The sequence below is a fragment of the Myxococcales bacterium genome (genome assembly GCA_016716835.1).
GTDB lineage: Bacteria > Myxococcota_A > Polyangia > Haliangiales > Haliangiaceae > JADJUW01.
In genome coordinates, this window is sequence record JADJUW010000002.1 from 500,494 (window position 1) to 515,147 (window position 14,654).

Sequence of the window (14,654 nt, forward strand, 5' to 3'; positions counted from 1 at the left end):
CTGATTGCGCAGCGAATGCTAGTGCGTCGGCGCTGAGCCGCCCGCGGCGTTTGGTCCACCCGCGGCACTCGCCGTCACCAAATGCCGAACCGCCTCGCCAAGGCCATCGATGGTGAGCGGAAACATCGCAAACACCTCGGCGATTGGTTCGATCGTCGTGCCGCGCCAATACTGGTTGGGTTCGGGGTTAAGCCACGCCGTTTTGCGGAAGTGCCGTGCCACGCGGCGCAGCGCCTCCAGCCCCGGCATCCGCCCGGCGCGGCCGTACATCGACCACGCGCCCATGGCGTCGAGCAGCTCGGCGGGATGCATCAGCGCGTCGCCGACAATCACCACCTTCTCGTCGCGCGACGTGGTCGCCAAGAGCTCGTCGAGTGCCACCGGCTTGCGAAATAGCGCATCCTCGTACACCGCTTCGTAGATGCAATTGTGGAAATAGTAGCTGCGCATGCGGGCAAAACGCCCGGCGCGGCTGGCGGCGGTAAACAGGCGACTCGCCAGCTCACTATGCGCATCCATCGAGCCCCCGACGTCCATCAGCAAGAGCACCTTGGCGCGATTGCGCCGCGGCGCGCGCATGACAATCTCGATGTCGCCGGCGTTGCGGCAGGTCTCGTCGATGGTCTCGTCCATGTCGAGTTCTTCTTCGGCACCGTCGCGCCCAAGCTGGCGCAGCCCGCGCAGCGCAACGTCGATCTGCCGCACGTCGAGCACGACGTCGCGTCGATACTCGGCAAACCGTCGCTCGCCGGCGACCGCCATCGCTGAGCGCCCGCCACCGGGGCCGACGCGGATGCCGGTAGGGTGGGTGCCACCCGAGCCGAAAGGCGAGCTGCCGCCAGTGCCAATCCACCGATTGCCGCCGTCGTGGCGCTCTTTTTGCTCGCGCAGCCGCTCTTCGAACAGGCGGCGCAGCTCTTCGAGATTTAACCGCTGCAATGCCGCGCGCTCGGCGTCGCTGAGTTGCTTTTTGGTTTTCGGGTCGGCCAGCCAATCGAGCAGGGCCTGCGAGAGCGCAAGCGCGTCGCCTTGTACGTCGCGAAAAACGGCCAAGAATGCCGCGTCAAATGCATCGTACTTGCCGATATCTTTTACGCATAGGCAGCGCGCCAAATGATAGAAATCGTCGAGCGAACTCTCGTGCAGGCCGAGCGCCAAGGCCTGCGACAGCGCGATCCACTCGTGCGTCGAGACCATCACCCCGCGGGCGCGCAGCTCATAGAGAAATTGCAGAAACATTAGGCCTTGGCGCGCTTGGTCAAAAGCTCCATGTCTTGCTCGGTCTTAATCAGCGTGCCGAGAAACGGAATGCCCGCCGCCAGCTTCTTAGGCGACATGCCGCTGTGCTTTAGCGCCGCCAGCCAATCGATAAACTCGCTGGTCGACGGGCGCTTGCGCAGGCGCGGCGTATTACGGAGGCCGTAAAAGATTTCGATCGCATTGGCCAGCACATCGTCTTCGAGGCTCGGGAAGTGCACGTGCACAATCTCGCGCATCTGCGCGCGATCGGGAAACTCAATAAAGTGGAACACGCAGCGGCGGAGAAACGCGTCGGGCAGTTCTTTTTCGTTGTTGGACGTAATGATTACGATCGGCCGTTCTTTGGCCGTCACTTCGCGGCCAGTCTCGTCAATGCGAAAGCGCATCGCATCGAGTTCCATTAGCAAATCGTTGGGGAACTCGATGTCGGCCTTATCCACTTCGTCAATCAGCAGCACGACGCGGCTCTCGGCGGCGAGCGCCGTGCCCAAGGGCCCGAGCTTGATATAGCGCTCGATGTCGCGCACCTCGCCATCGCCAAACCGGCTGTCGTGCAGCCGCGCCACGGTGTCGTACACATACAGGCCATCCTTCGCCTTGGTCGTAGACTTAACGTGCCAGCGCACCAGCGGCAGGCCCATCGCCGCCGCGACATTTTCCGCCAGCAGCGTCTTGCCCGTGCCCGGTTCGCCGCGCACTAGCAGCGGCCGGCCCAGCGCGACTGCCACGTTGACCGCATACTGCAGCTCCTCGGACGCAATGTAGGATTCAGTACCCTTGAACGAATTCACGATGGCCGCAGAATAGTCGAAAGCCGGGCTAATGCCGATGCGCTAGCCGCGAAACCGAGGGGGCATATTGGTTTGGGCGGGGTGCCGCCTAAGCCGGCGAGAGGTAAGGCTTATCAGAAAATTGCGGCGCGTTAGATCCTAGCTGCCGCTGGCGCGTTAGGTCCCATATGCGCGCCAGCTTCGTTCGTGCCAGCACCCGTGCCGCGACATGGATTCTCTGGCTGGCGCTGGCCTTGGGCGCCGCGCTCATCATCGACGCGAGCCTGGTGTATTGGGGCGACGACCTCGCGCCCTTCTTCGTTGAACGTCTGCCGTTGCCGCACGAGGAGCTGTGGATGACCGCGGTGCAAGTTCACGTCGCCGCCGCCTGCTTCGCGCTGGCGGCCTGCCTCGTTCTGGTGGTGCCATGGACCATGCGCCGTGTGCCGCGCCTGCATCGCTGGCTGGGGCGAGCCACGGGCCTGGTCATTCTCCTCGGCGTGGTCCCAGCGGGGTTTTACTTGGCGTTCTTTGCTCGTGGCGGCCTGCCTTCCACCCTTGGCTTTTTGCTCACCGGCGGCATCACTGCGTTCGCCATGGTGCGTGCGATCACCAGCGCCAGGTCGCGCGACCTCCGCACACATCGCAAGATGACGCTGCACGTGCTGGCGCAACTCAGCGTCGCGGTGACGTCGCGCGCCATCTTGTACGGCTTGGCGCACTATGGCTACGACAGCGATCCTCTCTACATTGCCGCGCTTTGGATCCCGGTCGTCGGCAGCGCCGCCGTCATCGAGTGGATGCTGCCTCGTTCAATACAAGCGTCGCCACCAGCAATTCGGCTGGTGGTGGCAAAGGCAACCGAGTTGTCGCTTAATCGATAAGGAACCCCATGAAACGTATAGCTTTGCTCGCCGCCCTATTCACCGCGCTGCCGCTCGCGCTAGCCGCGACATCTGCGCACGCCGATGCCCGCAGCGATGCGCTGGCCGTCGTCGAGCGCGAGATGGAAAAGGTTGAGTCCGCCGCGCCTCGCAAAAAGACATTTTCGCGGATGGCTCAGCCGTTGTCATACGACCCAGAGCTAGACGCAGATGCGAGCGTGGACGCCAAGGGGCGAGCCTTCTACGCCTTTCGCGTCGATCAGGGCTCGGAGTCCCTCGCGGGCTGTGTCTACGCGGCAACCGCCGACGTCTTCATTACCAAAAAAGGCGCCGTGTACCCCGTGGCCCACCTGCGCGGCAAGCGGGTAAAGCGCGCGGCCGCGGGCACCTGCGTCAGCGCGGAGGTCTCTAGCACCAAACTTTCGCAGGTGTTTGCAGCCCCACCACCAAGCAAGCACGCTCGCCGGCGCTAGCTACCGTTCGCTCAACCTCAGCGCACGTATGTAACCGCGGCGCCCGAAAAGAGCCAGTCCTCGGCTGCGCCGCTGCACGGCGTTTGGCCCAAGTCGTGCGAGATGAGCTCGAATGTCAGCGTGTCATCGTCGCTCAGCGCGAGCATCACCGAACGAGTATCGTTGGGCACGGCGTAGCAGTGGATGCTGTCGTCGGCCGGCACGCTGGCAAAGTCGAGGTTGGCGCGACCGACAAAGGAGCGGGTGACGACGTGCAACGGCCGGAGCTCTTCGCCACCAATCGAGATGAGCAGCTCGGCTTCGGGGTCGAGGAAATCCGGCGCGAGCGTCAGATACGCGTGCGCGCCGCCGTCGTACGGAATCACGTTGTCCTCGCGCACCCAGACGCCCTGCGCGCTGCCGGCAACATCCACTTCGATCGTGCCGCAGGCGGGGTCGCCGCTGCGCATCTCGCCGAGGAGCCCGGTGAGGGATTCGAGCAGCGTGCGATCGGCGCCGTCATAGTAAGAGCTGAAACATACGGCATGCTTGTAGAAGGGGTTCGCGCGCGTGGTCACCACCGCTTCGCGGCGCGTATCGCTCATGTCGAAGTCAAAGCCACCGGCCGTCGCGCCGCCGACGGTACCGAGCACTTCGCCCGCGGTCACCGGCACCGCCAGGCCCTCGGCCGAGCACGCCTGAATCGTCTCGCTCTCTGTGTCGTAGGTCTCGCAGTCCGCGTCTTCAACCAGCGCCGCAAGCGCAGCCGTGGTCGTGAAGACGTGCTGCAAGGAAACCGTCGCCTCGTCGCACGGGCGGAATATGAGCGAGAAATCGGACTCCCCTTCGCGAAATTCGGAGGCCAGCCATGTGAATTTCTCGACGGCGACGATGAAGCCGTCGGCTGGCGCACGCAGCTCTACGCCGGTGCCATCGAGCCGGATGCCGCTCTGCCCATTGGGGATGACATCGCCACCGCCGGGATCGAGTTCACCAAACACGATCACCTCGTCGATCGCCGATTCGTCGACAGGCAACGCGGTGAACAAGGGCGCGTTGACATCGCTGCCGCACGCAGGGATGTCATCATCCGGCGGCGGTGGCGGTTCGTCCGAGGCGGACGTGCACGCCGCAATCGCGAGCAGGGAAGCAAACGTCAAGCGTGAGGGGAAGCGAGCGGTGAATGACATCGTGATCTCCATTGCGGCGAGTGTGTGAGCACCGCGCCTATAGATTTCCCGATGATCACTTCGCTTGTCAAATGACGAAAAGACTAAATACCCTGATGAACCAAACCTATCTTAGGTATCGAAGTTGTTATGCGCGACGCTGTAGGTGCGCAACATACGTCGCCTCAGTCTACATGGCTGATAGCGAGCCAGCACGTGGCGTGTATCGCCCCAAGACGCGCAGCTCATCGACAGCGGCCGTGAACGCCGCCAAGCTCGCGCCCTCGCCGCCATTCGCCTCAGGTGCGATCAAGTCGACAAAAAAGCGATAGCGCCCCGGCTCGCTTGGCATCGGCACGCTTTGAATCTTGCTGAGGTTCCAGCCCGCGGCGGCAAGCACGCCCAGCGCGCGGTGCAAGCTGCCGGGCTCATCGCGCACCGCAAAGCTAACGCTACAATGGGTGCCTACCTCGCCAGCTATGCCCGGCATCAGCTGCAAAAATCGCGTCGTATTGTGCGCGCTGTCTTCGATGTTGCGCGCGAGCACCGTCAGGCCATACACCTCGGCTGCCAGCTGCGGCGCAATCGCTGCCACGTCGAGGCGCCCGCCTTGCGCTACGTCGCGCGCGCTGCCCGCCGTATCGCTCGCCTCAACGCGCTGCCACTGCGGATGCTTGTCTAAAAACGTTTCGCACTGCGACAGCGCCATTGGATGCGAGCGCACCTCGCGGATCGATGCCAGCGTTGCGCCCGGGCAGGCCATGAGCTGCTGCTCGACGCGCAATCGCATCTCATTTACCACGTGCACGTGGCTTGCTTGCAGCAGCGAGTAATTGGGTAAAATGCTGCCGACGACGCTGTTTTCGATCGCCATTACGGCCGTGTCGACGCTGCCTTGCTCGACGTGGCGCACCACCTCGGCAAACGTCGCGCATGCCACCAAATCGCCGGCGGCGCCGAGCAACGCACGCGCCGCGATGTCATGAAATGAACCCGCCATGCCTTGGATTGCGATGCGCACAGGTGCCAGCATAGGGCATCGGGCTACCATCCGCGACGCGCCCGAATCGCTACTTGAGAAGGCGCGCTCCCACCTTACAAGTGGCGGTGGCCCTGGGGGCCCACCCCCCACGTCGGCACGCAATAGCCCCGCGCATCGCGCGGTCACACCCCACCAGCTACGCCGGTGGGCGCAAGCCGCACCGGGCCGAGCCCCCCGTCCCTGGCATGTGCCTTGCTTATTAGCTACCTATGACCACTAAGCTTCGCGTCGCCGTCATCGTCATCGCGGTCCAGGCGCTTCACGCCTGCGGTGAAACCACTGATGAAACCGCAACCTTTGCCGCCGAAATCGCCTGTGCCTGTGGCGATCGCGTCTGCGGCTTAGCACCGGGGTGCTGGGAAGAGTGCGGTCAGTGCGAAGAAGGCGATACGTGCACCGGCATGGGCCAGTGCGAGGCGGCGCTCGGCTGGCGCCTTTCGTTCGAAGACGAATTTGACGGACCGCCCGCGGATCCCAACCATCCGGATGCCGATTGTTATAGCCAGGCCCCGCAATGCCATCACCTCGGCTGGGCCTCGGAGGCGTGTCCTCCCGAAGCGGCGGACAACCTAGCCGGGCTTAACAAATGCGTGTGGACGCCGATGACCTATTACAACTATATGGATTGGGGCAAGCAGTTCATCGACGCCAATGGCAACAAAACCGGCATCAATGCCTTTTCGTCGGAAGAAGTAACCGTGCGCGATGGCGAGCTCCAGCTCACGTCGCGCGTAACCAGCGTCGGCCGCAGCAAACCTCGCGGCCCATGGCAATGTGGCCAGCCCATCCCAAATTCCTACGAGCATTATACGGATTGCCCAACCGTCACCGGCGGCGTGGTGTCCAAGCGGCTTTCTGACGGCACGCAAACCTCTCCGGGCTTTCAACAATTGTATGGGCGCTTCGAAGTGCGGGCCAAGCTGCCGGAGGGTACCGGTTCGTGGCCAGCACATTGGCTCTTGCCGCAAGAGGGCCACTGGCCTGAAAAAGGCGAGATCGACATCATGGAAACCTACTACAACTCCGAACCACATGAGTTCGGCGGCAATTTTGTGTGGGGCGAAAGCAACGCCGATCGTTCCATTGTTAAGACCGGGCATACTCATGGCTTCATTCACAGCACCGGCAATCGCACGACGTACACCGATTGGCACACCTATGCGGTCGAATGGGAGCCAGAGGAGGTGCGCTACTACGTCGACGATCTGGAAATTGGCCGGGTGCAGCGAGGCGATTTGCTAAAGGCGCACTATGAAAAAGATGGCAGCGCCGCCGGCACCTTGCCCGCCGGCATCCCCGCTGATCCATTCTACTGGATCCTCAATACCTCGATCGTGCCGGTCGGCGGCAGCAGCTTTGCCATCTCGCAGGTGCCAAACATGATTCATCGCATCGATGCGGTGCGTGTCTATGAGCGCTGCGCCTTAGGCGAAGATGGGTGCTTGCCCGCGCGGCCTAACTCGCAAATTCTCGGTCACGATCCGCGCATCGATCCCAACGGATTTTACATCGACAACCATTTGCCACTCGCGGGCGACTTCAACGGCGACGGGCGCGATGACGTTTTCTTGCAAGGGAGGCGCGCCTCGGCGCCGCCCAAGGCCTTGTTCTCGGGCGTGGGCGGCCGCACGCAGCCGCCGGTACCGGTGCCGCTGCAGGCGCGCTTGTTTGCCGCGGATCTGCGGCACGCCACCGTCATCGACGTTGGCGGCGATGGCCGCGACGAACTGCTTTTTCGCGGCATTGCCACCTCTACCTCGACCTTGCTCGCGCGCATGAACGACGATGGCAGTTGGACGACAACGGATCTCAGCACGACGAGTGGCATGAAGAAGGCGTGGTGGGCGGCGCGCGATCGGTACGTCTTGCGCGGCGACTTCAATGGCGATGGCCTTGACGATTTAGTCGTCGCGCCGCTGACGGCTGAGCTTCCGGCCTATCTGCTTGCCGGCACCGCGGAGGCGGGCAGCTTTGCCGCTGCGCGCGACGTCGCGGCGCCGCTGGGCGCCAAGCGAAGCTATTGGCAAGCCAATCGCCGCGAACCCGCGGTTGGCGACTTCAATGGCGACGGCAAAGACGACGTCTTGCTACGCTCGCTCGACGAAACCTCCGAGGTCGTGATGTTGCTCGGCGCCAGCACCGGCTTTGCCGCGCCCATCGATCTGACGACGATTCCATGGATGTCGGCTAGCAAGTGGTCGGCCAAATATCGCGCCCTCGTCGTGGTGGATATCAATGGTGATGGCCGCGATGACGTCGTTCTGCCGTCCAAGGCGCCCGTGCACGCGACCTACAAGCTAATCGCGGATGGCACCGGGAAATTTTTGCCCGAGCAAGACGTCAACTTCGAGTATTGGATGGATTGGGGCAGCTGGACCACGCAGCACGGCAAGCACGTTGGCGGCGACTTTGATGGAGATGGCTTGGGCGATCTCTTCATCCAAGGGCTGACCGAATACCACGGGTCGCGCCTGCTCTACGGCAACGCACAGGGTGGCTTTGACCGCCGCGTCGTGGTGAGCGATGCCTCGCCCTTTGGCAGCAAACGCCTGGCCGCCAGCGCGCGCGTCTGCGTAGCCGCCGATCTCGCTGGCGATGCGACGACTCAGCTGCTCTGCCTGTACCAAGGCGACAAGAGTTTGGCCGAAAGCGGGCGCAACAGCTACCGCCTGGCGTGGCCACGCCGCCGCGAGGCCGGCGATCCGCCATAGCACAGACCGCAGGGGTGTGAGGTCTAGAACGTCGTCGCGACGCCGAGCATGAGCATCAGGTAGCTCGACTTGTAGGTGCCGGCGTTGAACGGCGATTGGAATTGGCTATCGGCGGACTTCAAAGGCGCAATTGGATCGGGCCCCGTGCGGTCGGCTGGCTCGGCAACGCTGCCGCCGCAACCGGGCTCGTCGTTGGTTGGGTTGCAATCAGTGCCTACTTCGCGCTTACCCTGATACGTATACATCGCGCCGAGCTCGACGGCGACCTTGCCAAACGCCATGCCGACGCCTGCGCTGCCGATGGTCTTGGCCGCGCCGTCGAGGTCGACGCGCTCCCATCCCGGCTTGGCCGTCGCCGTCTCGTACGCTGCGCCGGCGCGCAAGATGGCGCTGTTGCCGCCCACCGGCACGCGGTAGTTACCGCCAAGGCGCGCCGACCACACGTCTTGAAAGCCATGCCGCACCAGCGATTCGCGCAACGCAATGCCCGAGGCCTGCGCGTCAACGACCACGGTGAAGTCAGAGGCGGCGCTCCACTGCTCCCAGCGCACGTCGGCTTCGATGCTGCCGCGCTCGCTGTTGTCCGAATTTCGCATGACGTAGCGCGCGCCGATTTCCGCGGTCATTGGCAGCGCAAAATCCACGCACGTCGCCAGCGCGTCGGGCGTGCCACCCTTGGCGCACTTGGTTTCCGCGTCGGGTAGCGGATCGAGGCCAATAGGTAGGCCGCCAAGTTCAAGGTCTTCGCTTAGCGTCGGCTTGGTGCTGCCCTTGGCACTAATTTTAGTTATTGACTGCCACATGGCTGCCACTTCCCACGTCGGCGATAGCTTGTAGTGCACGCCGAGCGAGACAATTGGTACGAAATCATCTTTGCCGGACAGCTCGATGCGCGCTTCATTGCCGACCCACTCTTCATAGTTCGCCGTCGGCAGCGCCCACGTATAGACGGTGGAAGAAATCTCGCCAAAGCCCCACGAGAAACGACCGCCAACGCTTAGGGCGTCGTTGACCTCATACGCAACGGCAATCGACGGCAATACCACCGAGGCGTCTTGCTTGACCGCGTCGTAGCGAGTTGGCGGGGGAGGGCGGTTTGGATCGTCGATCACGTAATCTGACTCAAAGTCGCGGGCGGGATAGGCTGGCGGCGCGGTAAAGCCAAAGCCAAAACGCAGGCCTTTAATACCTAGCCCAAGGTCCGTCGACACGGCGATCATCGGAATGGCCTGAAAATCGCCGAAGCCAACTTCGGGCTGCGCGGTGTTGTGCACCGTCTCGTAGGCATCGCCCTCCCACGGCAAAGTTTGCCCGTCGACCGCGTCGTAGGCGCCGCGGCGCGTAAACGAGAGCGAATAGTCGATGAAGCTGCCGCCAATTTGAATCGTCGTGCCGCTTTGGTCGGCGAGGCCGGCGGGGTTGGTATAAATCGCCATCGCGTCGTCGGCGGTAGCGACAAACGCCCCGGCCTGCGCCTGCGCCGCGGGGCCAAACCCTGGCAGATTAAAGCCACCCGCGAAGGCGCTCGTTGAACCTAGCGCAAGCGCTGCGAGCCCACCTGCCGTGCCAATTAACCTTGCAAGCGACTGTTCCTTAGCTTTCATAATAAAAGCGTAAATTAAATGTCGCGAGGGCGGTGTGCGCTCGGGCGCAAATCGCGGCCGCAGCCCGACTTTCACCGGAGCCGGCAGGCATTTCTTACGGGCGCGCTGCTTGGTGCCGGGTAATGGCGATATGCGTCATTAAAATCGTAACTGCCGCGGGCGTGATGCCGGAGATCCGCGAAGCCTGCCCGAGCGACTGCGGCCGCACGGCCGTGAGCTTTTCGATCACCTCGCGCGACAGACCGGGGACGCCAGCATAATCTAAGTCGTCGGGCACCAGCATATCGTCTGCACGCAGCAGGCGCTTGGCGTCGCCTTGCTGCCGCCGCAAATACCCCGCGTATTTGATCTCGGTCTCGACGCGCTCGGCGATGTCGCGTGGCACCTGTGCGCTGGCAAGGCCGGCGACCTCGGCAACTTGCGCCGCGGCATCCCATGTCATTTCTGGTCGCCTCATTAGTTCGGCTAGGCTGACTCGGCGATCGTGAAGGGCTGCGGAGCCAAGCTGCGCAAGCTTGGCGTTAACCGCGTCGGTGCCGGTGATTGTCGCGGTCTCGACGCGCGCCATCGCCTCCGCCAGCTCGGCCTGGCGGTGCTCATACTCGCGCCACTTCTCATCGCCAATGAGCCCAAGCGAGCGCCCCAGCGGCAGCAAGCGCTCGGCGGTGTTGTCTTCGCGCAAGATGAGGCGAAACTCGGCGCGCGACGTCATCATGCGATACGGCTCCTTGGTGCCACGCGTGACGAGGTCGTCAACTAGAACGCCGCCATAGGCCTGATCGCGGCGCAAGATTACCGGTTGCCGGTCGCCGGGGCCAAAGCCCAAGGCACACGCCGCGTTGATGCCCGCGAGCAGGCCTTGGATCGCGGCCTCCTCGTAACCCGAGGTGCCGTTGAGTTGGCCGGCGTGATACAGGCCCGCGCAGCGCTTGGTCTCAAGCGTCGGCAGCACCTCGCGCGGATCGATAAAGTCATATTCGACCGCATAGCCGGGCCGGGTCATCTCGGCGCGCTCAAGGCCGCCGATGGTGCGAATCATCGCGAGCTGCACGTCAAACGGCAGCGACGTCGAGATGCCATTGGGATAGACCTCGCCGCAGTCGATGCCTTCGGGCTCTAAAAACACTTGATGCCGATCTTTGTCGGCAAAGCGCGTCACCTTGTCTTCAATGCTCGGGCAATAGCGCGGCCCGGTGCCCTCGATCGCGCCGGCAAATAGCGGCGAGCGATGAATATTATCGCGAATGATTTGATGGGTTTTTTCGTTGGTATAGGTCAGCCAACAGGCGATTTGCGGCAGGGGCGGCGTAAAGTCGCGCGGCCCGAGCACGCTAAACGCCGGCGTCGGTGTTTCGCCCGGCTGCACTTCAAGGCCGGCGATGTCGATGGTCTTTAGATCGATCCGGCACGGCGTGCCGGTCTTAAGCCGCTCAAGCACAAAGCCGAGCTGCTCGAGCGACGTCGACAACCCCATTGCGGGCGCTTCGCCGACGCGACCACCCGCCGCGCGCGCCTCGCCGACAAAAATCTTGCCGCGCAGAAACGTGCCCGTAGTGAGAATCACCGTGCGCGTCTGATACGTCACGCCCATCGTGGTGGTGACCGCGGTAACCCGCGCGCGCGAGGTCGAAGCCGAGCCCGCCCCCGCACCGGCATACGCGGTGCTCGTCTCATCCCAATGCAAGCAAGCGACCTCGCCTTGGCGCAAAAACAAACCCGGCTGCATCTCGAGGCGTCGCCGCATGGTTTCGCGATAGGCGCGCTTGTCGGCCTGCGCGCGCGTTGAGCGCACCGCCGGGCCTTTAGATGCATTGAGTCGGCGAAACTGAATGCCCGTTTGATCGATCACCGACGCCATCTCGCCGCCGAGCGCGTCGATTTCCTTAACCATGTGCCCCTTGGCGACGCCGCCAATCGCTGGGTTGCACGACATCTGCGCCACCATGTCGAGATTGCCCGTGAGCACCAAGACCCGCGCGCCCATGCGAGCCGCAGCCAAGGCGGCCTCGCAACCGGCATGGCCGGCGCCGACGACGACGACGTCGTACTGCTCGGGATAGTCGTAGCGCATCGCGGCGTCGGTACCACAGCTTCTCGTGGCCTCCCGCGCATTTTCGTCAGATTTCTGAGGCCTGGGGAGCCTAACTAGCCGACTTGTAAAGACTCCAAGGTGGCGCAATGATTGCATCGATCGGCCGCATGACTAGATATGCCCTTGTGGTCGTGACCTCGCTAACTGGTGCCCTGTTCGGCTGTATCTTGCCAGAAGAAACCAAGTGTTATGAAGTGCCGGGCGACCCCGAGACGCTGCGAAATCCATACACGGGTGAATGTGAAACCTTCGGTGGGGGCCATACGACCTGCGATGGCCCCATCGAAATTCAAGGCGCGGCTGGAGACGAGCTAAGCTTGGCGCCGCTCCCTCCATGGGGCGCATGTTCGTCGGCGCAATGCGATTTTCTCGATGAGGCCGCGTGCAACGAACAAGCGGGCTGCCAGAGTGCCTACGTCATCGACCCAGGGCTGGACGGCCCAGCGTCGCCGACCTTCGTGGCATGTTGGCCGACGGCGATGGCCTACGATAGTACGCCACCGCTTCCGCCGGCGCCCGCGTGTAGTGGCTTGCTTGCCGACGCGTGCGTGACTCGTGATGACTGCAGCTTGCTCTACCACTACGGTCAAGCCCTAGACTACGGCCAGGAATTTGCATCGTGCATTCAAGAGCCGTCGCTAGCGCCGCCGCCCCTTGAGATTGGCCTGTGCTACGCGAGCTCAACCTGCGATCTTGTCGCGCCGCTCTGTCCACAGGGCACCTTGCCCGGCGTCGCCGAGAGCTGCTGGACGGGGTACTGCATTCCAGTTGACGCGTGCGAGCCACCGCCTGCGTGCGAAGCGATGCCGAGCGAGGAGGCCTGTCAGAGCCGTGAGGATTGCGTGCCGCTCTACCATGAGGTTTCGCCGATATGTGGTCCCAGCGATCCATGCGAGTACGAGTTCTGGGGATGCGCAACCGCCTAGTCTCAATTACGTGCCTAAGGCCCGTAACAGGCGGAAATTACGATAAGAGTCGGCGCCCCCCGAACCTTTACTAGGCAACCGCGCCACCCCCCGGGGAGTCCTGCCGCCTATCGTGTTGCCCTCCCCACCCAAGCGTTGTATCCATCGTCTTATGTCAAAATGGCTACTTGCCGTGGTGTTAGCCTTCACCGCGGCCGCGCCCGGCTGCTCCAAGGGCGGTACCGGCAAGGTCCGTTACGTCACCACCGCCGAGGGCAACTACGCCAAGGGCGAGGCCGCGCTTAAGGCCAAAGATTGGGTCGCAGCTTCTAAGTATTTCAATTTTGTTCGTGTCCGGTTTCCGTACACCGGCTTTGCCACCATGGCCGAGCTCGGCCTGGCCGACGCCGAGTTTGGCGCCGGCGAGTACATCTCGGCCATCGATAGCTACAAGCTCTTCATTCGCTTTCACCCCAACCACGAACGCGTTGCCGACGGCTACGTCAATTTTCAGATTGGCGCGGCCTACGTAAAAATGCTGCCGGGCGAGAGTTGGCTGTTGCCGCCTGCCGCCGAAAAAGATCAATCGCCCAACGAAGAGGCGCGCACCGAGCTGACCAAGTTCATCACCAAATATCCGGGCTCGAAGTACCGGCCCGACGCCGAAAAACTGCTGTTTAAGGCCAACACCAAGCTCGCCAATCACGAGTGGTACGCGGCCAATTTCTACTGGAAGCGTAAAAAATACTCGGGCGCCGTGCTGCGCCTGCGCCGCATCACGGAAATGTATGCCGGCTCGGCCTACGACACGCGGGCGCTGCTCATGCTTGGCCGCGGCTATATCAAGTTAGCGATGCCAGATCGCGCCACGGCGGCGTGGACGCAGCTGCTCACCAAGTATCCCACGTCTGACTATGCGGCCGCGGCCAAGCGCGAGCTCGATAAACTCGGCACGACTGCCAGCCGTTGACTTTTAGAGCCCTGCGCCGCGAGAGGTTTCCATGACCATCAACCATATCGATCATCTCATCAACCTCGGGCGCGAGCACTATGCGCAAGGCGAGTACGACAAGGCCGAGGTCTACCTGTCGCAAGCGGTCGCGCTGCGGCCGACATTTGCCGATGTCTACAACATGCTCGCGATCATTCATCATTCCAAAGATCGGCTCGACGAGGCCGAAGAATGCTGGGAGGCGTCGCTGCGCATTAACCCGGCGTACACCGAGGCGGCGCTCAATTTGGCCGTCGCCTACAACGATCGCGGCAAATACGATCAAGCCCGCGAACTCTATAAGCGCGCGCTATCGGTGTCGCGCGGCGAGACGCAACAGGTCGACCCTTATGCCAAGGGCAAGCTCGCCAACATGCACGCCGATTTGGGCGCCGCCTACCTTGGCCTTGGCATGCACGACGAGGCCGCGCGCGAATACGCCAAGGCGCTCGATCTGTGCCCAGATTTTGTCGACTTGCGCGTCAAGCTCGGCAACGTCTATCGCGACAAGGGCTTGTTTAACGCCGCGCTGGCGGAGTTTGCCCAAGCCAAGCGGCTCAAGCCCGACTACGTCCCCGCGCGTATCAACCTCGGCGTCACCTATTTTTCACTCGGCCGCAAAGACGATGCCGTCGCCGAGTGGCGCGAGGTGCTCAACTACGAGCCCAACAACAAGAACGCGCGGCTGTATTTGCGCATGGTCGAAGACGAGCACGCGCCTGTGGCAGGCTCGGCGCTGCCTAAATACGAATAGAGCTTCGCGCGATGGGCAAT

General features: G+C 62.9%; 12 protein-coding genes. 6 read left to right on the forward strand and 6 right to left on the reverse strand.

Annotated elements, in window-relative coordinates; all coding sequences use genetic code 11:
- Positions 1 to 18 precede the first annotated feature (18 nt).
- Entirely contained in the window at positions 19 to 1,239 is a 1,221-nt protein-coding gene (locus tag IPL79_16985) for a VWA domain-containing protein (GenBank protein MBK9072673.1), read from the reverse strand.
- Positions 1,239 to 2,054 (reverse strand): MoxR family ATPase, encoded by an 816-nt coding sequence (locus tag IPL79_16990; GenBank protein ID MBK9072674.1) that lies wholly within the window; start codon positions 2,052 to 2,054, stop codon positions 1,239 to 1,241. The genes IPL79_16985 and IPL79_16990 overlap by 1 nt, the downstream gene beginning before the upstream one ends.
- 164 nt (positions 2,055 to 2,218) lie before the next feature.
- Here IPL79_16990 and IPL79_16995 point away from each other — a divergent pair, with 164 nt between their 5' ends.
- On the forward strand, positions 2,219 to 2,914 hold the full coding sequence (locus tag IPL79_16995; GenBank protein MBK9072675.1) for a DUF2306 domain-containing protein: 696 nt from the start codon (positions 2,219 to 2,221) through the stop codon (positions 2,912 to 2,914).
- An 8-nt stretch (positions 2,915 to 2,922) separates the two neighbouring features.
- Positions 2,923 to 3,387, forward strand: coding sequence for a hypothetical protein (locus IPL79_17000; GenBank protein ID MBK9072676.1), 465 nt, complete (start codon positions 2,923 to 2,925; stop codon positions 3,385 to 3,387).
- Between the two features lie 17 nt (positions 3,388 to 3,404).
- Here IPL79_17000 and IPL79_17005 read toward each other — a convergent pair whose 3' ends face one another.
- Both IPL79_17005 and IPL79_17010 read right to left on the reverse strand, forming a co-directional pair.
- A complete protein-coding gene (locus IPL79_17005; GenBank protein MBK9072677.1) occupies positions 3,405 to 4,556 on the reverse strand; it encodes a hypothetical protein in 1,152 nt (383 codons plus the stop codon).
- A gap of 169 nt (positions 4,557 to 4,725) precedes the next feature.
- Positions 4,726 to 5,556: a chorismate mutase gene (locus tag IPL79_17010; protein MBK9072678.1), complete on the reverse strand. Its 831-nt coding sequence runs from the start codon at positions 5,554 to 5,556 to the stop codon at positions 4,726 to 4,728.
- Positions 5,557 to 5,786: 230 nt separating this feature from the next.
- Here IPL79_17010 and IPL79_17015 point away from each other — a divergent pair, with 230 nt between their 5' ends.
- On the forward strand, positions 5,787 to 8,288 hold the full coding sequence (locus IPL79_17015; GenBank protein ID MBK9072679.1) for a VCBS repeat-containing protein: 2,502 nt from the start codon (positions 5,787 to 5,789) through the stop codon (positions 8,286 to 8,288).
- 23 nt (positions 8,289 to 8,311) lie between these two features.
- Here the strand turns inward: IPL79_17015 and IPL79_17020 are convergent, their stop codons facing one another.
- A complete protein-coding gene (locus IPL79_17020) occupies positions 8,312 to 9,892 on the reverse strand; it encodes an outer membrane protein transport protein (GenBank protein ID MBK9072680.1) in 1,581 nt (526 codons plus the stop codon).
- Between the two features lie 94 nt (positions 9,893 to 9,986).
- On the reverse strand, positions 9,987 to 11,963 hold the full coding sequence (gene mnmG / locus IPL79_17025; GenBank protein MBK9072681.1) for a tRNA uridine-5-carboxymethylaminomethyl(34) synthesis enzyme MnmG: 1,977 nt from the start codon (positions 11,961 to 11,963) through the stop codon (positions 9,987 to 9,989).
- A 107-nt stretch (positions 11,964 to 12,070) separates the two neighbouring features.
- Between mnmG and IPL79_17030 the strand changes: the two genes are divergently transcribed.
- The 3 genes from IPL79_17030 to IPL79_17040 all read left to right on the forward strand — a co-directional run bounded on the left by IPL79_17030 (position 12,071) and on the right by IPL79_17040 (position 14,634).
- Positions 12,071 to 12,910 carry a hypothetical protein gene (locus IPL79_17030; protein MBK9072682.1) on the forward strand — a complete coding sequence of 280 codons (840 nt, stop codon included), beginning with the start codon at positions 12,071 to 12,073 and terminating at the stop codon, positions 12,908 to 12,910.
- 151 nt (positions 12,911 to 13,061) lie between these two features.
- Positions 13,062 to 13,859, forward strand: a complete 798-nt coding sequence (gene bamD / locus IPL79_17035) for an outer membrane protein assembly factor BamD (protein ID MBK9072683.1) — start codon at positions 13,062 to 13,064, stop codon at positions 13,857 to 13,859.
- A 31-nt stretch (positions 13,860 to 13,890) separates the two neighbouring features.
- The gene (locus IPL79_17040; GenBank protein MBK9072684.1) at positions 13,891 to 14,634 is read left to right on the forward strand and encodes a tetratricopeptide repeat protein; all 744 of its coding nucleotides are present in this window, start codon (positions 13,891 to 13,893) and stop codon (positions 14,632 to 14,634) included.
- The last annotated feature ends 20 nt before the right edge of the window (positions 14,635 to 14,654 follow it).